Below are 20,029 nucleotides of genomic sequence, written 5' to 3'. Positions count from 1 at the left end.
GACGACGGATGACAGCGGTTGCTGACAAAAGCGGCGGCAACCGGCCTTGGCAACGCGATTAAAGGAACTACATCGGATATGCAGGAGACCGTGGCCAGTGCGGCCGGGGTGGTTCAATGGAGTTCGCCCATGGGATCTTCCAGCTGGAGGACCTGAATGGCGTGCTCGACGGCCCGCCAATGGATGAACTGGCGATCATCGCCGCTGGCACGGCTCTGATTCGCCTGGCCTGCGGCTTCGAAAACCGCATTGTCCCCATGCCAGCGGATCAGGTCCTCGGCCGTCTTGTAGGCCATGATGTCGTAGATAGTTAACTGATCCATCCTGTTGCTCCGATCCTGCGGATCTGCCCCCTGAGTGAAGTCCATAGGCCTGGGACGGATACGATTCGGCTTCGATCCGACCCGCAGCGGATCTTCTGCCGAATCTGGTTGGCAAAAGGTTTACGCCCGTCCCTGATTCCGGGCTCTAGCACAATCGGAAAGCGCGAATTGTCCCGTTTCGCTGCCGCACGACGGATTGATTCAGTTTTCTCGAGCCGATGAGGCGTGCGGGTGACAGGCTGACGGAAACAGCCCTCGTCTCGCCGTTTTTTTACGTTCCTGTAGCACGCAATGGAAAGCCGTTGTACGGCTGCAGGGGAAAGTTCGCCGGACAAAGTGGGCCGGCCGCAGTGAGAAGGAGAGGCCACATGAAATCCGTCGCCGGTGGCGTATGGATCTTCCTCGGTGTCGTGATCGGTATCGTGGTCGGTTGGTTTGCCAAGCAGCCCAGTCTTGGTCTGGTGATCGGTCTGGCCGTGGGCGTGGCGATTGCCGCTGTCGTGACCATCCGGGATGTACGCAAAGAGCAGAAACGCGGCGAATAACGCCGGAGCGATAAGAAAGGGGCGCCGGAGCGCCCCTTTTGTTTTGTGGCCAGAGGGCCTTGATCAGAGTTTGCTGATCAGAGTTTGCGGCCGACCCAGATCACGCGGCCGACGATGTCGAGCGATTCGGGCGGGGTGTCCGCCCAGGACGGATAGATCGGGTTGTCGCTGCCGACCGTGACCCGCTGGGTGACCGGGTTGATGGCAAGGCGGCGAACATGGATGGACTCGCCGGTCTTGATCACGAAGACGCCATCGCGCAGGCGGCGATCCTTGGTGTCCACCAGAATCTGATCCCCTTCCGTGAGGGTGGGGTGCATGGAATCTCCCTCCACCTTCAGCACGGACAGACCCTCGACACCGTTCGAGGCGATGGAGCGCACCCACTGGGCCTGGAAGGCGAGTGCGCTTTCCGGGCCGCTGGCGGGGCTGAGCTCGGTCTGGCTGATGGTGCCGTCGTGCCCGAGGTGGGGAACCAGCACGTAATCACGTGCATCGCGCACCATCTGGGGCTCGTTGTGAACGGCGCGGCCGATGGGGCCCGGAGGGCCGCCGAGTTCCTGCTCGGAGACGCCGAAGTGGGCGGCGAGCCTGCGGCGGTCGTCCTCGTCCAGCTTGCGGGGAACGCCGCGCTTCACGAACTGCTGAATGTAAGTGGGGTTGCGTCCCAGCATGCGCGACAGGGAGGCGTAGTCGTCCCCCCGTTGCTGAATCAGCTGATCCAGTGTCTGGCGCACGGAATCATTGTCCATCGTATCGACCCCTTGTTGCCTTCCGGGCTGGTTGTGCCGGTTGCGCCCGGCACGCCGGGCCACCGGCACGGGCTGGTGAACCTTCCCGTTTCCGGGCGGTGGGCCAGCGCTGCCGGGCGGCGCAGACGAGCCGGATATTCGCTCAGGACTATCAATATAGGATTTCCCCTAGACAACAACAGAGATTCACCATATATAGGAAAAAACCTATTAAAACAGAAAAAGGGTAGGGAAAAAATGGGGATGATTTTGAAGGAGATCGAGACGGTGCTGCGGGAGCGGGGTGTTGCGCCGTCACGCTTCGGCCGGACGGCCGTGAACGATCCGAGGCTGGTGTTCGACCTGCGGCGCGGGCGCAGGCTGACTCCGGCCAATGATGCGCGGGTGCGTGCCTGCCTGCAGAGCCTGAGGGGCGGGAACTGAGATGACGGGAGCCTCCCTGCCTCGCTCGAGCGCACCTGGCCGTGGCGACGTGCTGCGCGGCCTCGGGATGGCGAGTCGCGCCTTGCTGGCAGCGGCCTTCTGGCTGCTCCAGGGGGTGATGGGCCTCGTCAGCGGGGCAGGCCGGAGGTGTGGCATGGGTGGGTCGGGCCTACCCGATCGGGTGAAGAAGGCGGAGCGATCTGCACTGGATGCGGCTGGTTGCGGCCAATTAATCGAATCAGATTACTTTAATTGTCTTGGCAAGAATCACAAGAAATGGTTGATTCGTTGCGGTTCAGTTCTGTGTGTCCGAAGTAAAACTAAAGTAAATTGTTCAGTCAAAGTCCTTGTGGGTAATTTAATTAATTCAGTTTGTTTCGTTGTATGTAAAGCGTTTGGATTGTTTTTTACTTCGTATCGCGCGGCTTCTGGGCGCATGTTGGAACACAAGGCACGCCCATGGATGGCTGCGACTTCCATCGAGGAGGACGCTGATGTCGTTAACCTGGCAGGATGTCGCTTGCGGCTTGCCTGTACCCGAATTGCCGGTGCTGGACGGCTGGCACACGCGGTTCTTCACGGCGGCTCTGGTTCTGTCCGGCGGGCAGGTGGAGACGCTGCGCAGCGTGACCGGGCGGCTGCTGGGAGAGGGGCCGGCGGGCGGGCCGGCGAACGGGCCAATCGTGCTGCTGCCGCATGGCGCGGGGCCGGACTGGCCGTGCCGTCTGGCGTGCGCGCCGGATCTGGACGCGAGGCCGGATGGCCGGTGGCGCGCGCGGCTGGAGTTCGAGGTGATCGAACCGGCGGCAGGCGCGAAGGCGAGCGTGCGGCTTTAGTTCGGCAGGAAGGCCGTGCGGACGAACTCCGTGCAGTCTGGCGCGGACAGGCCCTTAGAGAAGTGGAAGCCCTGACCCTGCTGGCAGCCGAGCGCGCGCAGGGTTTCGGCCTGCTCTTCGGACTCGATGCCTTCGGCCACCGTGCTCTTGCCGAGGTTGCGGGCCAGCGCCAGGATCACGTTCACGATCTTGTAGTTGTCCTGCACCGAAAGCATGTCGGTGATGAAGGAGCGGTCGATCTTCAGCACGTCGATGGGGAAGCGCTGGAGATAGCTGAGGGACGAGTAGCCGGTGCCGAAGTCATCGAGCGCCAGGCTGACGTTCAGGTCCTTGAGCTCGCGCAGCACCTGGTTGGCGAGGTCCGGGTTCTCGACGAGCGCGCTCTCGGTGATTTCCAGCTTGAGCCGGTCTCCGGGGATGCCGGAGCGGGCGATGGCGTCCGTGACCACCTTGGCGAGGTTGTCGCGCGTGAACTGGATGCCGGAGACGTTGACGCCCATGAACAGGTGGTTGGCGGCGGGGCCGAACCAGGTGCGCCATTCGGCGAGCTGGCGGCAGGCCTCCTCGATCGCCCAGCGGCCGATGGGAATGATGAGGCCGGTTTCCTCGGCCAGCGGGATGAATTCCGCCGGGGAGACGTAACCGCGCTCGGCATGTTTCCAGCGGGCGAGGGCCTCGAAGCCCATCAGCACGCCGGTCTGCAGGTCCATGAGCGGCTGGTAGTGCAGCTCCAGTTCGTTGCGATCGACCGCCTTGCGCAGGTCGTTCTCAAGCCGGAACAGGCTGCGGGCGCGCCGATGCAGGTCGTTGTGATAGACCTCGGTGTGCGCCCCGCCGCGGGTCTTGGCCTGATGCATGGCGAAGTCCGCGTCCCGCAGAAGGTTGTCGGCGTCGATGCCGGAGGTGCGGGTGGTGGCGATGCCGATGCTGATGCTGGTGAACAGCTCCTGATTGGAGACGACGAAGGCCGCCCCCATCTCGCGGTGGATGCGGGCGGCGACGCTGAGCGCTTCGTCCAGATCATTGATGTCGCGCATCAGCACCGCGAACTCGTCGCTGGAGAGGCGGGCGACCGTGTCGCTGGGGCGCACGCAGGTCATGAGGCGGCGGCCGATGGCGATGAGAAGCTCGTCGCCCGAGATGTGCCCCATGCTCTCGTTGATCAGCTTGAAGCGATCGACGTTGAGGATGAGGAGGGCGGTTTCGGTGTCCGCTTCGATGGCGCTGTGGGCCAGCGCCTGCTCGACCCGATCGGCGAACAGCACCCGGTTGGGCAGGCCGGTCAGGGCGTCGTGGGTTTCCAGATGGAGGCGCTGACGGTCGGCGGCCTTCTCGCGCGTGCGGTCCGTGAAGGAGGCCAGCACCTGAAGCACCTGGCCGTTGCGCCAGGCGATGGGGTTGAACTCCACATGGAAGTGGCGGTCGTGCGGAGCGTCGCGGTACTGCCAGTCGAACCCGAGGGCCTGACCGGTCTCGAAACAGGCGCGCAGCTGCTGCACCGCCTTGGTGCCGGCGCTGGAGGCGAGCAGGGTTTCGGAGGGCAGGCCAAGGGCGGCGTGGCGGCGCATCTCGAACATGCGCTCATAGGTGTTGTTGGCGAGGCGGCAGACGATCTGGCCGTCAGGATTGAGCTGGTACATCTGGAGGCCGACCGGCAGCGCATCCAGAATGGGCTGCAATTCCATGATGCACGCCGAGAAGCTGTGCATCATCGACTCGCATGGCCTTGAATCTGCTTGCGTTAACGTTGGAATTGCTGCGGACACGCTTGCTTCAGCCCATGATCGTTGCTCCCAGAGGTGAGGCCCTTTGCCGTTGCCGGCCGGTCCTTCTTTTCCTCCGTGTACAACCTGTCGCAGAAGTCCCTTAACAGGGCGTAAAATAATAGGAACTTCCGGCTACAAATTGCCGGAACGAACGGTTTTGCCCCTGATTTGGCGGTTTTCCGGGGGCAAAATTTGAAAATTCGGCCGAAGAAAACGCCAGAAACAGTGCGAGACGGGGCGGAATCCTCCTGAAGCCGCTCATTGTCCCTTCCGGCTTAAAGTGCTTTATGCCCCGTGCTCGACTGCTGTTCACGGGAGGAGGCCCGCATGACTGGTTCGCCGACACGCAACCCGGCCGGGATGCCGGAGGGGATGCCGGACTGGATGGATGAGGGGCTGGCCCACCTGTGGCTGCCCTATACCCAGATGAAGACCGCGCCTGCGCCGCTGCCGGTGGCCTCGACCGAGGGCGTGCGCATCCGGCTGACGGACGGTTCGGAACTTGTGGACGGCATTGCCTCCTGGTGGACGGCGGCGCACGGCTACCGGCACCCGCACATCGAGGCGGCGGTGAAGCGCCAGCTGGAGACGCTGCCCCACGTGATGCTGGGCGGTCTGATGCACGAGCAGGCGGCCACGCTGGCGGCGCGGTTGGCGCGGATGCTGCCGGGGGATCTGGACCGGGTGTTCTTCTGCGAGTCTGGTTCGGTTTCGGTGGAGATCGCCATGAAGATGGCGGTGCAGTACTGGCTGAACAAAGGCGAGCGGCGCACCCGGTTCCTGAGCTTTACCGGCGGCTACCATGGCGACACGTTCGTGACCATGAGCGTGTGCGACCCGGAGGAGGGGATGCACACCATGTTCCGGGGCGTGGTGCCGGAGCAGCTGATTGCCGACCTGCCGGTGGACGATGACAGCACGGCGCGGTTCGAGGCGCTGCTGGCCGCGAAGGGCCACGAGATTGCCGCCGTGCTGGTGGAGCCGCTGGTGCAGGGCGCGGGCGGCATGCGCTTCCATGATGCGGCGACGCTGCAACGGCTGCGCGCGGCATGCGACCGGCACGGCATCCTGCTGGTGTTCGACGAGATCTTCGTGGGCTTTGCGCGCACCGGGCTGGCCATGTTCGCGTGCGAGGCGACCGGGGTGTTGCCGGATATCCTGACGCTCTCCAAGGCGCTGACCGGCGGCACGCTGCCGCTGGCGGCGACGGTTGCCAGTAAAAAGGTGTTCGACGCCTTCTGGGACGATGATCCGCTGAAGGCGCTGATGCACGGGCCGACCTACATGGGCAATGCGCTGGCGTGCGCGGCGGCCAATGCCTCGCTCGACCTGTTCGAGCAGGAAGCGAGGCTGGGGCAGGCGCAGGCGATCGGCCGGCACCTGGCGGCGGGGCTGGAGCCGGCGCGCGGCCTGCCGGGCGTGCGGGATGTGCGGGTGCTGGGCGGCATCGGGGTGATCGAGCTTTCCCATCTGGGGGATGCGGCGTGGCTGAAGCAGCGCTTTCGGGAGGAAGGGGTGTGGCTGCGCCCGTTCGGCAACATACTTTACACCACCCCGGCCCTGACCATTGGCGAGGACGACCTGAACCGGCTGACGACGGCGCTGGTCAAGGTGGCGGGCGACTGGTCCGCCCGGTTCGGCACCCATGGCCCACTGGAAAAAGGTGAATGAGATGAACAGCCTGGACGCAATGGCTTCGGCAAAGCTGAAGGGGCTGGAGAAGCTGCACCTGCGCCGCGAGCTGAAGACCAGCGACCGGCGGCCGGATGCGGTCATCGTGCGGGACGGGCGGGAGTATATCTCGTTCAGCTGCAACGATTACCTGAACCTGAGCCATGATCCGCGGGTGATCGAGGCTGCCGTGCGGGCAACGCAGCACTTCGGCGTGGGAGCGGGCGCGTCCCGGCTCGTGACCGGCAATCACCCGCTGCTGGCGGAGCTGGAGGAACGGCTGGCGCGCCTGAAGGGAGCGGAGGACTGCATCGTCTTCGGCTCGGGGTATCTGGCCAATACGGGCATTCTGCCGGCACTGGTGGGCTCGCAGGACCTGATCCTGGCGGACGAGCTGAGCCACGCCTGCCTGCTTTCGGGTGCGAAGATGGCGGGCGCGCAGACGGTGATGTTCCGCCACAACGACATGGTGCACCTTGAGGAATTGCTGACGGCGCACCGGGGCGAGCATGGGCACTGCCTGGTGGTGACGGACGGCGTGTTCTCCATGGACGGGGACCTTGCGCCGCTGCCCGAGATGGCGGCGCTGTGCGAGCGGTTCGATGCGTGGCTGCTGACGGATGACGCCCACGGCGTCGGCGTGGTGGGCGGCGGGCGCGGCTCCAGCTTCGCGTTCGAGGAAAAGGTGGAGGTGCCGTTGCAGATGGGCACGCTCTCCAAGGCGATCGGCGGGTATGGCGGCTACCTGTGCGCGTCAAGGCCGGTCATCGACCTGATGCGCAACCGGGCGCGGACCTTCGTGTTCTCGACCGGGCTGCCGCCCGCCAGCGTGGCGGCGGGCATCGCGGCGCTCAACATCATCGAGAGCGAGCCGAAATACTGCCAGCGTCCGGTGGATCTGGCGCGGCTGTTCTGCTGGCAGATGCAGCTGCCCGCGCCGCAGAGCCCGATCGTGCCCGTCGTGGTGGGCGAGGCGGAGAAGGCGCTGCGCCTGAGTGCGGCGCTGGCGGAGGAGGGCTTCCTCGTGGCCGCCATCCGCCCGCCGACCGTGCCGCGCGGCACGGCGCGGCTGCGCTTCACCTTCACCGCCCGGCACCGGCCAGAGGACGTGGAGCGGCTGACCGAGACGCTGCATCGCCTGATGCCGGAGGGCCTGATGCCGGAGGGAGTGCGCGGGTTATGAACCGCCTGTTCGTTACCTCGACCGGCACCGACATCGGCAAGACCCATGTCTCTGCGCTTATCCTGCGCCAGCTGAAGGCCAAGGGGCTGAACCCGCTGGGGCTGAAGCCGGTGCTGAGCGGCTATGACGACGACAGTCTTGAAGGCTCGGACCCGGCGCGCCTCATCGAGGCGCTGGGCGAGGTGCCGACGGCGGAGGACATCGCCAGCATCGCGCCGTGGCGGTTTCGCGCGCCGCTCTCGCCGGACATGGCGGCGCGGGCGGAAGGGCGCACGCTGCCCTATGACGAGATGGTGGCGTTCTGCGCCGAGACGGCCGCGCGTCACGAAGGGCCGCTGCTGGTGGAGGGCGTGGGCGGCGTGATGGTGCCGCTGGATGACCGCCACACCGTGCTGGACTGGGTTGCCGATCTGGAGTTTCCCGCCGTGCTGGTGGCGGGCACGTACCTGGGCACCATCAGCCACACGCTGACGGCGCTTGCCGTGCTGGAGGCGCGGGGCGTGCCGGTGCGCGCCGTCATCCTAAGCGAGACGGAAGGGTCCGGCGTCTCGACGGCGGAGACGGTGGCCACGTTGCGGCGTTTTACCAAGGCGGACATTCGGGTGGTGCCGCGCGGCGGCGAAGATAAAGCACCGGATTTGACCGATCTTCTGACCGGATGAGTGCCGCCACACTGGACAGAGGCGGCAAGAAACCGCTAAAGCCGCCATTCAAGGATTGTAAAGTGCCGAGGATGCAATGGGCCTGTTAGCAAGGACCTTCACCTGGTGGAACAACCAGACCTGGGGTACGTGGCTGTTCACGAAGCGCCGGGGCGAACTGGTCGGCCAGGACGAGCAGGGAAACCTCTACTACCGCGAGCGTAACGGCAAGCGGCGGTGGGTGATCTACAATGGCGACGTGGAAGCAAGCCGCATTCCGCCGGAATGGCACGGCTGGCTGCACCACACCTTCGATTCGCCGCCGACGGAGCAGCCGCCGGTGGTGAAGCCGTGGGAGAAGCCGCGCGAGCAGAACCTGACCGGCACCTCCGCCGCCTATGCTCCTCCGGGCGCTCTTCAGGCCGGTGGCAAGCGCGCGCCCGCCACGGGCGACTACGAAGCCTGGCGGCCGGAATAAATATCACATGGCCCGTGTTTCTCCACGGGCCATCTGCCTGAACTGGAGCCGAGCGGATGCAGCTCAAGGAAAGCCTGGTTGAAGCCCTGATCGGCGCCGTGGTGGTGCTGGTTGCGGCGCTGTTCCTCGTTTACGCGTACAGCAACACGGCCGTGGGCCGTTCGAGCAGCGGCTATCCGCTCGTGGCCCGGTTCCCCAGCGCCGCGGGCGTGAGCGTGGGCACGGACGTGCGCATCTCCGGCATCAAGGTCGGCTCGGTGACCAAGCAGGAGCTGGACCCGCAGACGTTCCAGGCCAAGGTGACCTTCACCGTTCAGAACGACGTGCAGCTTCCGGTCGATACCATCGCCAAGATCGCCTCCGAGGGCATTCTGGGCGGCAACTACATCGACCTGTCGCCGGGCGGCGAGATGGACACGCTGAAGCCGGGCGAGGAAATTGAGCAGACGCAAGGCTCGGTCGACCTCATGGGCCTGATCGGCCGCGCCATCTACAGCGCGACCGGCAGCGACAAGAGCGAGGGCGGCTCGGCAGGCGGAGAGGCCGATAGCGGCGCCCCTGCGCCGGTGCCGGCGGAGTAAGCCCCGGTGCGCGCCCGGCTCGCGTCCCTGATTGCCAGACCGCTGATTGCCGGCTCGGTTATCGTGTCGGGGGCAGCGGCTCAGGGCCAGAGTGCTGTTGCCCAGAACGAGGTGGCCCAGAACGCGGTGCCGCTGACGCTGGTGGCCCAGAGCGCCGCCACGCAGGACAGCGCCGCCGAGCCGGACAAGCCCGTCACCGAGCCGACGCCGCTGGCCGAGCGGGTGGCAACGCTGGTGGTGCTGGACAAGTTCACCAGCACGACGAAGACCTTCGAGGTCAATCCCGGATCGGTCATCAGCCACGGACGGCTGCGCATCACCGTGCGCAGCTGCGAGGCCGCGCCGCCGTGGGAGCGGCCGGAGTCAGCCGCATTCCTGCAAGTGGACGAGCAGACCCGGCAGGGAGGGCTGCAACGGGTCTATTCGGGCTGGATGTTCGCCCGCGCCGCCTCGCTGCACCCGTTCGATCACCCGGCCTACAATGTCTCGCTGAGAAGCTGCAAGATGAGCTTCCCCGAGAGGGGCGCGGACACGGTGGCCGAGGGCTCCCGGCCAGCACCCACACCCGCACCTTCCGAACCGGACGACGGCGAATAACAGGCTTGCTGGGGCGCAGCGGGTGTCGCTGCGCCAACGCCTGCGGCCTGCGCCGCGAGCGCATCGATGGCGAAGAAGTCGCCTTCCTTTTCCAGCGCCGTGCGCAGCAGCTGGCGGTAATCGTTGCGGCTGATCTCGATAGTGCCGAACTGGGCCAGATGGGCGGTGAGGAACTGGGTGTCCAGCAGCGTGAAGCCGCCGGCCTTCAGACGCGCGACCAGATGGATGAGGGCGACCTTGGAGGCATCCGTCGCCCGGCTGAACATGCTCTCCCCGAAGAACGCCGTGCCCAGCGAGACGCCGTAGAGGCCGCCGACGAGGCGGCCCTCGTGCCAGGTCTCGACCGAATGGGCGAAACCCTTCTCATGCAAGGCGGTGTAGGCGTTGAGGATGCCCTCGTTGATCCACGTCTGCTCCCGGCCCGGCTTGGGCTCGGCGCAGGCGATCATGACCTGGCGGAAGCATTGGTTCACGGTGACGACGTAGCGGTCCTGCCGCACGGTCTTGGCCAGCGAGCGGGGGACGTGGATGCCATCCAGCGGCAGGATGCCCCGCCGCCGGGGTTCGACCCAGAAGACCTCGTCGCTGTCCCGCTGCTCGGCCATGGGGAACACGCCCGCCGCATAGGCACGGATCAGCAGCGAGGGCGTCAGGGTGAGGTGCGGGGGCGGCTGGTGCTGCATGGCTACCAATATAGCACGCGGCAAGCCGGTGTCCGCCCGCTAACCGGGTGGGCACGCCAGAAACCGCCAAATAAAGCGTGTGGGCGGACATGTTGTGGCCGGAAAAGCAAAGGGCCGGAAAAGCAAAGGCCGCTGGCGGTTGCCCGGCAGCGGCCCTTGCGTGATTCTGCGGGATCGGCAGCTTACTGGTTTTCGGCCAGCCACTTCTCCAGCCACTTGATCGAATAGTCGCCGTTCAGGAAGTCCGGGTTCTCGATCAGGGCCTGATGCAGCGGAATGGTGGTCTTGGGGCCGTTGATCACGAACTCTTCCAAAGCACGCTTCAGGCGCATCAGTGCGTCGTTGCGGTTCTGGCCGTAGACGATGAGCTTGGCGATCATCGAATCGTAGTACGGCGGGATCTTGTAGCCGTCATAGAGCGCGCTATCGACGCGGACGTGCAGGCCGCCCGGCGCGTGATAGTCGGTCACCTGACCCGGCGCGGGGGTGAAGGTGCGCGGGTCTTCGGCGTTGATGCGGCACTCGATGGCATGGCCTTCGAGGCGCACGTCCTTCTGGGTGACGGACAGCGGCAGGCCGCAGGCGACGCGGATCTGCTCGCGCACCAGATCCAGACCCGAGATCATCTCGGTGACCGGGTGTTCCACCTGAAGACGGGTGTTCATTTCGATGAAATAGAACTTCTCGTCCTCGTAGAGGAATTCCATGGTGCCCGCGCCGACGTAGCCCATCTTCTCGATGGCGGAGCGGACGACTTCGCCCATCTCGGCGCGCTGGGTAGCGCTGAGAGCGGGCGAGGGGGCCTCTTCCAGCACCTTCTGGTGGCGGCGCTGGAGCGAGCAGTCACGCTCGCCCAGATGGACGGCGTTGCCGTGGGTGTCGCCCAGGATCTGGTATTCGATGTGACGCGGGTTGGAGAGGTACTTCTCCATGTACACCGTGTCGTCACCGAAGGCGGCCTTGGCTTCGGCCTTGGCCTGGCTCATGAGGCTTTCCAGCTCGTCTTCCGACTGGACGACCTTCATGCCGCGACCACCGCCGCCGGAGGCGGCCTTGATGAGCACGGGGTAGCCGATCTGGGCTGCAATCGCGCGGGCTTCCTCGAAGTCCGCCAGCGGGCCGGGCGAGCCCGGAACCAGCGGCAGGCCGAGTTCGGCCGCGGTGCGCTTCGCCATCACCTTGTCGCCCATGAGCTGGATATGCTCGGGCGAGGGCCCGATCCAGGTCATGCCGTGCTCCAGCACGATCTCGGCGAACTTGGCGTTCTCGGAGAGGAAGCCGTAGCCGGGGTGGATCGCATCGGCGCGGGTGATCTCCGCCGCCGAGATGATGGCCGGAATGTTCAGGTACGACTGGGCGGGGGACGGCGGGCCGATGCACACCGCCTCATCGGCCAGCCGCACGTGCATGGCATCGGCATCGGCCGTGGAATGGACGGCAACGGTCTTGATGCCCATTTCCCGGCATGCGCGGTGAATGCGCAGGGCGATTTCGCCGCGATTGGCGATGAGTACTTTTTCAAACATTGCCTCAAACCTTTCGGGATGGCGGCTGTATGGAATCAGCGAGACCAGACACTGAGACGCGCAGGGCAGGCACTGGATGCGGCTGGCCCCGGAACAGACAGACCTGCCGCGACCGCGAGGACCCCGGGGAGGGCGGCGGGCGAACGGCAGGTCTTGAGCATGTTCAGGTCTGAAACGCTTATTCGATGATCAGCAGCGGCTCGCCGAATTCAACCGGCTGCTCGTTGCTGACGATGATGCGGGTCACGGTGCCGGAACGCGGCGCGGTAATCGGGTTCATGACCTTCATGGCCTCGATGATGAGGAGGGTCTGGCCTTCCTTCACCTGCGCGCCGACCGAGACGAACGCCGGCTTGCCGGGCTCGGGCGACAGGTAGGCGGTGCCGACCATCGGCGAGGCGACGAGGCCCGGGTGCTTGGAGACGTCTTCCGAGGCCGCCGGAGCGGCAGCCGGGGCCGCAGCGGGAGCAGCGACAGGAGCCGCAGCGGGCGCCGCAACCGGCGCCGGGGCGGCCACGACGGTGGCAGCAACCTGACGGGCCACGCGGACGCGGCGTTCACCATCGACAACCTCGATCTCGGAGAGATCGGTGTCCTTCAGAAGCTCCGCGAGCTCGCGAACCAAATCTTTATCAACCTGCATGATCGTTGCAGCTCCCTTCTCGGGCATCATATTCCCCTGATATTTCGTCGCGGACTGAATCAGAATTGCGCGGCCGCTTCAAGCGCCAAGATATAACCGTGAGGGCCAAATCCCTGGATTACGCCCTTCGCCACCGGCGACACAAAGGATCGGTGGCGGAACGGCTCGCGTGCATGTGGGTTCGACAAATGCACTTCTACGACCGGAATTTCAATGGCCTTGATGGCATCATAGAGGGCCACGGAGGTGTGCGTGTAGGCACCGGGATTGAAAATCACGGCCGCACAGTCGGTGCGGGCATCGTGCAGCCAGTCCAGCAGCTGCCCCTCATGGTTCGATTGCCGGAACACCACCTCGAAGCCCAGTTCGCTGGCGCGCGCCTCAACCATGGCCTGAATGTCGGCAAGCGTGGCCGAGCCATAGACGCCCGGCTCGCGGGTGCCGAGCAGGTTGAGATTGGGGCCATTGAGAACAAGCACCCGGCGGGTGGGCTGATCGGCCATGCAGTCTTGTCTTTCCACTGTTGCTGATAACCTTCTATAGAGAAGAAGGGAAAGCCTCGCGAGGCTTCTCTCCCATCCTCCACAGGAGGGTGTTTCGCTCGCTCCGCATCGTGGCTGCGGCGTTCGGCATGAGCCGGGCTTTCAACCTTGATGGGCGCGAAGCGAAGCGGTTCTTATAATGGCCATGTCTTCCTCAGGTAAAGCAGTCGAGTCCAAACAATGATCCAGATCATGCTGAACGGCGAACCCAAGCGCCTGAACAGTGCCCTGACCATTTCCAGCCTGCTGGCAGAGCTCGGAATTACCTCCGGCAAGGTTGCCGTGGAACGGAATCTGGAAATTGTGCCCAAGTCGGCCTACGACAGCACCGAAGTTGCTGACGGCGACACGTTGGAAATTGTTCATTTCGTAGGCGGAGGAGACCATAGCGTGACTGCAGCGAGCGACACCTGGACCGTAGCAGGCAAGACCTTCACCTCGCGCCTGATCGTGGGGACCGGCAAGTACAAGGATTTCGAGGAAACCGCGCGGGCCGTGGAGGCCTCGGGCGCGGAGATGGTGACCGTGGCCGTGCGCCGCGTGAACGTCTCCGACCCCAAGCAGCCGATCCTGACCGACTTCCTCGACCCGAAGACGTACACCTACCTGCCCAACACGGCCGGCTGCTACACGGCCGAAGACGCCATCCGCACCCTGCGCCTCGCCCGGGAGGCTGGCGGCTGGAACCTCGTGAAGCTGGAAGTGCTGGGCGAGCAGAAGACGCTCTATCCGGACATGGTGGAGACCCTGCGCGCCACCGAAGTGCTGGCCAAGGACGGCTTTGACGTGATGGTTTACTGCGCCGATGACCCGATCATGGCCAAGCGGCTGGAAGGCGCAGGCGCGTGCGCGATCATGCCGCTCGGCGCGCCGATCGGCTCTGGCCTTGGGCTCCAGAACCCGGTGATGATCCGCCTGATGATCGAGGGCTCCAAGCTGCCGGTGCTGGTGGACGCCGGTGTCGGCACCGCCTCCGATGCCGCCGTCGCCATGGAGCTGGGCTGCGATGCCGTGCTCATGAACACCGCCATCGCCGAAGCGCGCGACCCCATCAATATGGCCCGCGCCATGAAGCTGGCGGTGGAAGCGGGGCGGCTGGCTTACCTCGCCGGTCGTATGCCGAAGAAGCGCTACGCTGATCCGAGCTCGCCGCTGGCGGGGCTGATTTAAGGGTTTGGATTTAGGGGTTGTCTTTGCAGGAGGGTCTATAACCCTCCTGCACCTGCCTTTACTTCACAAGGGCCGCGGTTCCGGAGTGATCTGGAGCCGCGGTTTTTGTTTGTGCGGGATGGCAAGGTGGCAGTGGCCTAGCCCTTGCGGACATTCCTGTTAAGCCATGGTAATGTCCGGCAAAGTTTTTCTGACGCATGGTGCCGGGAGCATGCCGATGACCTGTATCATCACTGCCTTTGCACAGTCGCCCGATCGCGGCAGGGGGCTGGCGCGCGACATGCGTGTCCGGTGGGCGCTTGAAGAAGTGGGTCAGCCGTATGACGTCCGCTTGGTAACTTTCAGGGAGTTAAAGGAGCGGGCACACCTTGCCCTGCATCCTTTCGGCCAGATTCCCACATACGAAGAAGGCAACGTTGCCCTTTTCGAGACGGGGGCGATCCTGATGCGTATTGCTGAGTGCCACGCGGGGCTTTTGCCGGAGGAGCCGGGCGCACGCGCGCGTGCGATTGCATGGATGTTCGCTGCGCTGAATACATTGGAGCCGCCGATCGTTGAGCGCGAAATGGCCTCGCTTCTGGAGCGCGACAAACCTTGGTATGCAGAGCGTTTGCCGCTCCTTGATGATCGGGTCCGTCTGCGGCTGGGCGAACTCTCGGTCCGGTTGGGTGATGCCGAGTGGCTCGATGGTCCGTTCAGCGCTGGCGACCTGCTTATGGTCACCGTGTTGCGCAGGCTGGAAGGGCTGGAAATCTTGGAAGCGTATCCAAATCTCGTCACGTACATTGACCGTGCCAAAGCTCGGCCCGCTTACAAACGCGCCTTCGACGCTCAACTGGCAGTCTTCACAGGCAAAGTTTCCACCGAAGGGTAAGCAGCCCCGCCGGATGGTTCGGAGCATCACGCTTCAGGAGTGGCTATCTGCACCTGCTGCATCAAGTGTCACTTATGACACTTTACCAAAGGGCAGCACGGTCTGGGAGAGGCGCGATTGGGAGGGCTTGGTGGGTGCCTTGGGGGCCCTGTGCACGTGGCAGCGGAGTTTCGGCTTGGCAGTGCGGGAGCTTTGCGCACCGATCTGAGGTCTGGCTCACGAGTGGAGCAGGGCGCGGCCCGAATGTAGAGGGAGGTGCAGGAGGGTTGAGACCCTCCTGCAAAAGAAAAATCAGAACAAAAAGATAAGCTAGAACAGTGCCTTACTTGGCATTCTTGCCGGCGCGGGCCTTAGCGATGGCCTGCTTCAGGTTCTCGTAGTCGACGGCGCCGGAGATGATCTGGTCGCCGATGATGTAGGTGGGGGTGCCGGTAAGGCCGAGGTTGCCGCCGAGCTGGAGGTTTTTGTTGAGCTCCTGCTCGAGGGCGGGGTCGGCCATGTCGGCGGCGAGGCGCTGCTCGTTGACGCCGGACTGACGGACGGCGGCGACCAGTGCTTCCTGCGTGAGGCGGCCGGGCAGGCTGAACAGGGCGTCGTGCAGCTCGTTGTACTTGCCCTGGCGCGCGGCGGCGAGGGAGGCGAGGGCAGCGCGGCGGGACAGGGGCTCGCTGCCTTCCTGATCGAGGATCGGCAGGTCGCGGTAGACGACGCGCAGGTTGGCGTCTTCCTTGATGAGGCGCTTCAGGTCGTTATGGGACTTGCGGCAGAACGGGCAGCGGTAATCGAAGAACTCCACGAGGATGACGTCGCCCTTGGGATTGCCGGCCTCGGCGCCGGGGAACGGGGTTTGCAGCGCCTCGCGGTAGTTGGAGAGCATCTTGACGACCTCGCGGCGCTGAAGCTCGGCCACGGCTTCCGGGATGATCTCCGGGTGATCAAGGATGTACTGGCGGACGAGGGATCCGATCTGCTTTTCCTGCGCGGGGGTGAAGTCGGTCTGCACCCGCTCCTGCGCGCGGGGGGCGGGCGTGAGCGCCAGCAGGCCAACGCCCATCGCGATGAGCAGGACGAAGGAAAGGCCGATCTTGTTCATGAAATATCACCAGTGCTGAAAGGCGTTTGAAAACGACAAGCTCACGCGAGGCAGGCCGCATGTGTGGAATTCCGGAGGACGGACGGATCAGCCCCGGCGACGCTTGCCCCGAGCGTTTTTGGCCGCTTCGTCCGAAATGAGCAAGATGTCCTGCGCGCGGATCCATTCGGGCGTATTCTTCGGCAGGCCCGCGACCGCCCGGCTGGCGTGGTAGGCGACCTCGGCCGGGTTGGAGCTGTAGGACATGCTGAGGCGCTCGGCAGAGGCCAGCGAGGCGCGGGCTTCATCGCCCAGGCGGGTGTAGGCCATGCCGAGCTGGAACCAGGCGAAGGGGTTCTCGTCATCGATGGCGACCACCCGGCGCAGGATGGTGACGGCTTCCTTGGCCAGTTCGGGATCTTCCATGGACACGAGCGCATGGCCGAGCGAGGTGGCGATGAGCGGCTCGTTGGGCGCGATCTGGACCGAGCGGCGCAAGGGGGCGAGGGAGTCCTCCACCTTGCCGGATTCCAGCAGGATCTGGCCCTTCATCTCGAGGAAGTAGGGGTCGTTCGGCTCCTTGGCGAGGAGGGCGTCCACTTCCTTCTCCGCCTTCTCGCGCTCGGCCAGCTTGTGCCAGGCGTAGGCGCGGGCAAGGCGCGCGGGCGTCGAGACATCGGTTTCCGGATACATCTGGAACGTGCGGGCGGGCTCGTTGATGTAACCGGCCAGCTTGGCCTGAAGCCGCAGGAAGTGAGCCTGATGCTCGGGGTTCGGCTCCTTGTTGTAATAGGGCGAGGCCTCCACGCGCTCCTGCAGCTTCTGGATACGCTCACCGGTCAGCGGGTGGGTTCGCACGTAGGCGTCCTGCGTGTAGCCGTAGCGGAACTCCATCTCCTGCAGTTTCTGGAAGAAGGTGATGAGGCCCTTGCCCGAAATACCGGAGCGCTCGAGGAAATCCGCGCCCGCCTGATCGGTGACGGCCTCGACCGAGCGGGAGTAGGACAGGAAGCTGCCCTGCGCCATGCTTTGCCCTGCGCCCATGATCGCCATGCCCGCATCGCCCGCGCCCGCCGCCATGGCGGCAACGCCCGCCAGAAGACTGAGGAGGCTGATGTTCATGGCGGTGGAGATGGCATCCCCGCTGCGGATGAGGTGGCCGCCCGCGATGTGGCCGGTTTCGTGCGCGATGACGCCGATGAGCTCGTTGACGTTCTCCGCCCGCAGGATGAGCCCGGAGTGGACGAAGATGTTCTGGCCGCCGGTGACGAAGGCGTTAATCGACGGATCGCCGATCAGGTAGAACTCGATGGAGCGGGGATCGAGTCCCGCCGCCTCGATGATGGGGCGGCTGATTTCGTGAAGGAACCGCTCTGTCTCCGCGTCGCGCAGCATGGACTGCGCCCGCGCCGGGCTGGACAGCACCAGAAGGGCGATGAGGCCGAAGGCGACCAGACGCATGAGCCGCGCCGGGAAAGCAGCAGAGAAAACAGAGGACTTCTTCATGTGCGGGAGAGTGGCAAGACGCCCGTCTCCCGTCAATCGAGCAGACGGCCAGGCGAGGCGGGACAGAGCCGGTTTTTCAGACGGGCGGGGCGGCCGGAGGGGTAAACGCCAGTTCGGGAGCGGTTGATGTCACGTATGACACTTTACCGGGCAGAGAAGCAGTGTGGAGGGAAAGGGGGGGGAACCTTGGGTGAGAGGTTGGAAGTTGGATTGAGAGTGGCGTTTGGGTTGGAGCGGATGGAACTGGGGGCCGCAAGTTCTGATGACGCAGAGCAGGCGGAGCCGGAGGCAGAGGCTCGCCGTGGCGGGGAGTTTGCAGCCTGTCTGACGGTCAGGCTTGTCCGGTGCCGGGTGCGCTTCCTGCTGCGAATGCACTGAGCGCGCCGCGCGGGCGCGGAGCCGGTATGCCGTCTGGCCCCGCGACGCGTGGGTCAGGCGGGCGGCTGCTGGGCCAGGAACTGCTTCCAGTGGGCGGGGGTGACGACGCGCTCGTAATGGGCGGTCTGTGCGGGATCGAGCAGCTCGAGCATGAAGCAGCCATCCACCCAGACCTCGACCAGGTCGAAATAGCCGCCGCCGCGTGAGCACAGGCGGGCAGGCCAGCCTGCGTCCTGCGCAATGGCGATGATCTCCTCGGCGGGACGGGAGACGCTGATGGCAAGGTGGCATTCGGAGTGGCGCCCGGAATGGCGCTGGGCGGGTTCGGCCTGCTGCCAGTCGCCCTGCTGCCCGTCGCCCTGTGTTGGCGTGCGTGTCATCAGGTGGCCGCGCGGCACGATTTCCAGCTCGGTCGCGCCGTCGCTCGACCAGACCATCCATGAGGCGGAGCCGCCGGGCGGGAAGGGCATGGCCTCGCCGCCCATGAGGGTGGCCAGCACGTCCGCCGTGCGCTTGGGATCGTCCGCCGGGATGGATGCGTGCATGATCTTCATGAGGGCGTCTCCACGTTTCAGGGGGCTGCTGTTGCTGCTGTTGCTTCCGGTTCTTCTGCTGCGGCAGGGGGCTCGTCGGCGGGCGGTGCGTGACCGAGGAGGATGGCAATGGCCTCGGCGGCGGCCTCTCCGGCCTCGACTCCGTCAAGGTCCCAGAAATCCTTCATCACCGCCCAGGCATAGGCGCTGTCGATGAGCTGCAGGATTGCGGCGCGGCGGCGCTTTGCTGCGCCGGACAAGCCGGGCAGCGCCTCCTCGACACAGGCCAGCATGGCGGCCTGCCGCTCGGTATTGGACTTCAGTCGCACCTCGCGCCCGCTCTCGGAATAGACGGAGGCGCGTACCAGGTTCTGGTTCTCGTCAAAGCGGGGGAACAGTTCGCGCGGCGTCTGGATGAGGGCCTGCGCGGTTCTCGGGAAACCTTTTGAGGCGACTCGCGCCTGCATGCGCGGCCAGACGGCCTCGAGCAGCGCCTCCCGCGTGGCGAAATGGCGGTACACCGTGCGATCGGTGATGCCGGCCTGCTGGGCGACGCTGGCGATGGTGAGCGCGGCGTCCCCCTGCGCCATCAGATCGAGCGCGGCATCGAGGATGCGGTTGCGCGTCATCGCTTTGTAGTGATGGCGAATGGATGTCGTGTTTGATGTACTCATGTCAGTTAAACTGACATGAGTCTGGCCGAGCGGCAATCCCATGATCAGGGGGGTAAAAAGATCAGCCCCGCGTCTCGTTGCCGAAACGCGGGGCTGCGTTGGTCAGCCGTGAAGGCTGGTTTTATTGGCGGACAGCTCAGCTGTCGTTGAAGGTCCGCTGCCACCAGCCGCGGCGTGCCGGGCGGGGTGCAGCCGCTTCGGCTGCCTCAGGCGCGGCTTCGGGAGCCGTTTCGTTGGCAGCGGCCGCGCCTTCATTGGCGGCGACGGCCGGAGCGGCTTCGGGCGCCGGTGCCGTGGGCGCTTGCGTCCCTATGGCAGGCTCCGCAGGGGCTTCGGCGGTTTCTTCAGCCTTGGGAGCGGCGGCCGGAGCTTCCGGTGCGCCTTCCGCCGGAGCGGCAGCGGCCTTGGCTGTCGTCTTGCGGGTGCGGCGGGCCTTCGGCTTCTCAGCAGCAGCCTTTTCACCGGCAACCTTCTCGCCAGCTACTTTCTCTGCGGCCTTGTCTTCGGCGGCCTTTTCCTCGGTTGCGGCTTCAGCCTTCGGGGCCGCCTTGCGGGTGCGGCGCTTCGGCTTCGGCTTTTCTTCCGTGGCTTCCGGTGCGGCTTCGGCGACGGCCTCTGCCGGTGCTTCCGTT

General features: G+C 65.2%; 21 protein-coding genes and 2 pseudogenes. 11 read left to right on the top strand and 12 right to left on the bottom strand.

Annotated elements, in window-relative coordinates; all coding sequences use genetic code 11:
* Window positions 1–113: 113 nt before the first annotated feature.
* Entirely contained in the window at window positions 114–323 is a 210-nt protein-coding gene (locus VIG90_RS18820; protein ID WP_331595055.1) for a hypothetical protein, read from the bottom strand.
* Window positions 324–691: 368 nt separating this feature from the next.
* On the opposite strand from VIG90_RS18820, the gene VIG90_RS18815 reads away from it, so the two are divergent.
* A complete protein-coding gene (locus VIG90_RS18815) occupies window positions 692–868 on the top strand; it encodes a hypothetical protein (protein WP_331595054.1) in 177 nt (58 codons plus the stop codon).
* Between the two features lie 77 nt (window positions 869–945).
* Here VIG90_RS18815 and VIG90_RS18810 read toward each other — a convergent pair whose 3' ends face one another.
* Window positions 946–1,620 (bottom strand): S24 family peptidase, encoded by a 675-nt coding sequence (locus VIG90_RS18810; RefSeq protein WP_331595053.1) that lies wholly within the window; start codon window positions 1,618–1,620, stop codon window positions 946–948.
* A gap of 237 nt (window positions 1,621–1,857) precedes the next feature.
* On the opposite strand from VIG90_RS18810, the gene VIG90_RS18805 reads away from it, so the two are divergent.
* Both VIG90_RS18805 and VIG90_RS18800 read left to right on the top strand, forming a co-directional pair.
* Window positions 1,858–2,043, top strand: coding sequence for a hypothetical protein (locus VIG90_RS18805; protein ID WP_414695527.1), 186 nt, complete (start codon window positions 1,858–1,860; stop codon window positions 2,041–2,043).
* A 494-nt stretch (window positions 2,044–2,537) separates the two neighbouring features.
* Window positions 2,538–2,879 carry a hypothetical protein gene (locus VIG90_RS18800; RefSeq protein WP_331595052.1) on the top strand — a complete coding sequence of 114 codons (342 nt, stop codon included), beginning with the start codon at window positions 2,538–2,540 and terminating at the stop codon, window positions 2,877–2,879.
* Here the strand turns inward: VIG90_RS18800 and VIG90_RS18795 are convergent.
* On the bottom strand, window positions 2,876–4,564 hold the full coding sequence (locus tag VIG90_RS18795) for a putative bifunctional diguanylate cyclase/phosphodiesterase (protein WP_331595051.1): 1,689 nt from the start codon (window positions 4,562–4,564) through the stop codon (window positions 2,876–2,878). The two genes, VIG90_RS18800 and VIG90_RS18795, sit on opposite strands and share 4 nt — an antisense overlap.
* Before the next feature lie 408 nt (window positions 4,565–4,972).
* Between VIG90_RS18795 and VIG90_RS18790 the strand changes: the two genes are divergently transcribed.
* The 6 genes and pseudogenes from VIG90_RS18790 to VIG90_RS18765 all read left to right on the top strand — a co-directional run.
* On the top strand, window positions 4,973–6,316 hold the full coding sequence (locus VIG90_RS18790; protein ID WP_331595050.1) for an adenosylmethionine--8-amino-7-oxononanoate transaminase: 1,344 nt from the start codon (window positions 4,973–4,975) through the stop codon (window positions 6,314–6,316).
* Window position 6,317: 1 nt separating this feature from the next.
* A complete protein-coding gene (gene bioF / locus VIG90_RS18785; protein WP_331595049.1) occupies window positions 6,318–7,499 on the top strand; it encodes an 8-amino-7-oxononanoate synthase in 1,182 nt (393 codons plus the stop codon).
* Window positions 7,496–8,161 (top strand): dethiobiotin synthase, encoded by a 666-nt coding sequence (bioD, locus tag VIG90_RS18780; protein WP_331595048.1) that lies wholly within the window; start codon window positions 7,496–7,498, stop codon window positions 8,159–8,161. Before bioF ends, bioD begins: the two co-directional genes overlap by 4 nt.
* A gap of 76 nt (window positions 8,162–8,237) precedes the next feature.
* Window positions 8,238–8,618: an NADH:ubiquinone oxidoreductase subunit NDUFA12 gene (locus VIG90_RS18775; RefSeq protein ID WP_331595047.1), complete on the top strand. Its 381-nt coding sequence runs from the start codon at window positions 8,238–8,240 to the stop codon at window positions 8,616–8,618.
* Between the two features lie 56 nt (window positions 8,619–8,674).
* Window positions 8,675–9,199 (top strand): outer membrane lipid asymmetry maintenance protein MlaD, encoded by a 525-nt coding sequence (gene mlaD, locus VIG90_RS18770; RefSeq protein WP_331595046.1) that lies wholly within the window; start codon window positions 8,675–8,677, stop codon window positions 9,197–9,199.
* A gap of 6 nt (window positions 9,200–9,205) precedes the next feature.
* Window positions 9,206–9,640: pseudogene (locus tag VIG90_RS18765) on the top strand (DUF2155 domain-containing protein); the annotation flags it as partial.
* 35 nt (window positions 9,641–9,675) lie between these two features.
* Here VIG90_RS18765 and aat read toward each other — a convergent pair.
* The 4 genes from aat to aroQ all read right to left on the bottom strand — a co-directional run bounded on the left by aat (window position 9,676) and on the right by aroQ (window position 13,151).
* Entirely contained in the window at window positions 9,676–10,479 is an 804-nt protein-coding gene (gene aat / locus VIG90_RS18760) for a leucyl/phenylalanyl-tRNA--protein transferase (RefSeq protein ID WP_331595059.1), read from the bottom strand.
* A gap of 182 nt (window positions 10,480–10,661) precedes the next feature.
* Window positions 10,662–12,005 carry an acetyl-CoA carboxylase biotin carboxylase subunit gene (accC, locus tag VIG90_RS18755; protein ID WP_331595045.1) on the bottom strand — a complete coding sequence of 448 codons (1,344 nt, stop codon included), beginning with the start codon at window positions 12,003–12,005 and terminating at the stop codon, window positions 10,662–10,664.
* Between the two features lie 178 nt (window positions 12,006–12,183).
* Window positions 12,184–12,675 carry an acetyl-CoA carboxylase biotin carboxyl carrier protein gene (gene accB / locus VIG90_RS18750; RefSeq protein ID WP_331595044.1) on the bottom strand — a complete coding sequence of 164 codons (492 nt, stop codon included), beginning with the start codon at window positions 12,673–12,675 and terminating at the stop codon, window positions 12,184–12,186.
* 32 nt (window positions 12,676–12,707) lie between these two features.
* The gene (gene aroQ, locus VIG90_RS18745; RefSeq protein WP_331595043.1) at window positions 12,708–13,151 is read right to left on the bottom strand and encodes a type II 3-dehydroquinate dehydratase; all 444 of its coding nucleotides are present in this window, start codon (window positions 13,149–13,151) and stop codon (window positions 12,708–12,710) included.
* Window positions 13,152–13,370: 219 nt separating this feature from the next.
* On the opposite strand from aroQ, the gene thiS reads away from it, so the two are divergent.
* Both thiS and VIG90_RS18735 read left to right on the top strand, forming a co-directional pair.
* Complete coding sequence (gene thiS / locus VIG90_RS18740) at window positions 13,371–14,360, top strand: sulfur carrier protein ThiS (protein WP_331595042.1); 990 nt, start codon at window positions 13,371–13,373, stop codon at window positions 14,358–14,360.
* A gap of 217 nt (window positions 14,361–14,577) precedes the next feature.
* Window positions 14,578–15,234 (top strand): glutathione S-transferase family protein, encoded by a 657-nt coding sequence (locus VIG90_RS18735; protein WP_331595041.1) that lies wholly within the window; start codon window positions 14,578–14,580, stop codon window positions 15,232–15,234.
* Between the two features lie 322 nt (window positions 15,235–15,556).
* On the opposite strand, the gene VIG90_RS18730 is transcribed toward VIG90_RS18735, so the two are convergent.
* The 5 genes and pseudogenes from VIG90_RS18730 to VIG90_RS18710 all read right to left on the bottom strand — a co-directional run.
* Window positions 15,557–16,327, bottom strand: a complete 771-nt coding sequence (locus VIG90_RS18730) for a DsbA family protein (protein ID WP_331595040.1) — start codon at window positions 16,325–16,327, stop codon at window positions 15,557–15,559.
* Between the two features lie 87 nt (window positions 16,328–16,414).
* The gene (locus VIG90_RS18725) at window positions 16,415–17,767 is read right to left on the bottom strand and encodes a M48 family metalloprotease (protein WP_331595039.1); all 1,353 of its coding nucleotides are present in this window, start codon (window positions 17,765–17,767) and stop codon (window positions 16,415–16,417) included.
* 476 nt (window positions 17,768–18,243) lie between these two features.
* The gene (locus VIG90_RS18720; protein ID WP_331595038.1) at window positions 18,244–18,744 is read right to left on the bottom strand and encodes a hypothetical protein; all 501 of its coding nucleotides are present in this window, start codon (window positions 18,742–18,744) and stop codon (window positions 18,244–18,246) included.
* A 17-nt stretch (window positions 18,745–18,761) separates the two neighbouring features.
* Window positions 18,762–19,397 (bottom strand): helix-turn-helix domain-containing protein, encoded by a 636-nt coding sequence (locus tag VIG90_RS18715; RefSeq protein WP_331595037.1) that lies wholly within the window; start codon window positions 19,395–19,397, stop codon window positions 18,762–18,764.
* Window positions 19,398–19,533: 136 nt separating this feature from the next.
* A pseudogene (locus tag VIG90_RS18710) lies at window positions 19,534–20,029 on the bottom strand (ribonuclease E/G); the annotation flags it as partial.

It is taken from the genome of Pedomonas sp. (assembly GCF_036515995.1).
GTDB lineage: Bacteria > Pseudomonadota > Alphaproteobacteria > Sphingomonadales > Sphingomonadaceae > Pedomonas.
Note: the sequence above shows the minus strand (reverse complement) of the source record. Positions and strands in the feature narration are given on the sequence as shown.

Bases quoted from the DNA above. Each gene is read 5' to 3' on its own strand.
- VIG90_RS18820 (WP_331595055.1), bottom strand. From the start codon at position 323: ATGGATCAGTTAACTATCTACGACATCATGGCCTACAAGACGGCCGAG.
- VIG90_RS18815 (WP_331595054.1), top strand. From the start codon at position 692: ATGAAATCCGTCGCCGGTGGCGTATGGATCTTCCTCGGTGTCGTGATC.
- VIG90_RS18810 (WP_331595053.1), bottom strand. From the start codon at position 1,620: ATGGACAATGATTCCGTGCGCCAGACACTGGATCAGCTGATTCAGCAA.
- VIG90_RS18805 (WP_414695527.1), top strand. From the start codon at position 1,858: ATGGGGATGATTTTGAAGGAGATCGAGACGGTGCTGCGGGAGCGGGGT.
- VIG90_RS18800 (WP_331595052.1), top strand. From the start codon at position 2,538: ATGTCGTTAACCTGGCAGGATGTCGCTTGCGGCTTGCCTGTACCCGAA.
- VIG90_RS18795 (WP_331595051.1), bottom strand. From the start codon at position 4,564: ATGGAATTGCAGCCCATTCTGGATGCGCTGCCGGTCGGCCTCCAGATG.
- VIG90_RS18790 (WP_331595050.1), top strand. From the start codon at position 4,973: ATGACTGGTTCGCCGACACGCAACCCGGCCGGGATGCCGGAGGGGATG.
- bioF (WP_331595049.1), top strand. From the start codon at position 6,318: ATGAACAGCCTGGACGCAATGGCTTCGGCAAAGCTGAAGGGGCTGGAG.
- bioD (WP_331595048.1), top strand. From the start codon at position 7,496: ATGAACCGCCTGTTCGTTACCTCGACCGGCACCGACATCGGCAAGACC.
- VIG90_RS18775 (WP_331595047.1), top strand. From the start codon at position 8,238: ATGGGCCTGTTAGCAAGGACCTTCACCTGGTGGAACAACCAGACCTGG.
- mlaD (WP_331595046.1), top strand. From the start codon at position 8,675: ATGCAGCTCAAGGAAAGCCTGGTTGAAGCCCTGATCGGCGCCGTGGTG.
- aat (WP_331595059.1), bottom strand. From the start codon at position 10,479: ATGCAGCACCAGCCGCCCCCGCACCTCACCCTGACGCCCTCGCTGCTG.
- accC (WP_331595045.1), bottom strand. From the start codon at position 12,005: ATGTTTGAAAAAGTACTCATCGCCAATCGCGGCGAAATCGCCCTGCGC.
- accB (WP_331595044.1), bottom strand. From the start codon at position 12,675: ATGCCCGAGAAGGGAGCTGCAACGATCATGCAGGTTGATAAAGATTTG.
- aroQ (WP_331595043.1), bottom strand. From the start codon at position 13,151: ATGGCCGATCAGCCCACCCGCCGGGTGCTTGTTCTCAATGGCCCCAAT.
- thiS (WP_331595042.1), top strand. From the start codon at position 13,371: ATGATCCAGATCATGCTGAACGGCGAACCCAAGCGCCTGAACAGTGCC.
- VIG90_RS18735 (WP_331595041.1), top strand. From the start codon at position 14,578: ATGACCTGTATCATCACTGCCTTTGCACAGTCGCCCGATCGCGGCAGG.
- VIG90_RS18730 (WP_331595040.1), bottom strand. From the start codon at position 16,327: ATGAACAAGATCGGCCTTTCCTTCGTCCTGCTCATCGCGATGGGCGTT.
- VIG90_RS18725 (WP_331595039.1), bottom strand. From the start codon at position 17,767: ATGCGTCTGGTCGCCTTCGGCCTCATCGCCCTTCTGGTGCTGTCCAGC.
- VIG90_RS18720 (WP_331595038.1), bottom strand. From the start codon at position 18,744: ATGAAGATCATGCACGCATCCATCCCGGCGGACGATCCCAAGCGCACG.
- VIG90_RS18715 (WP_331595037.1), bottom strand. From the start codon at position 19,397: ATGAGTACATCAAACACGACATCCATTCGCCATCACTACAAAGCGATG.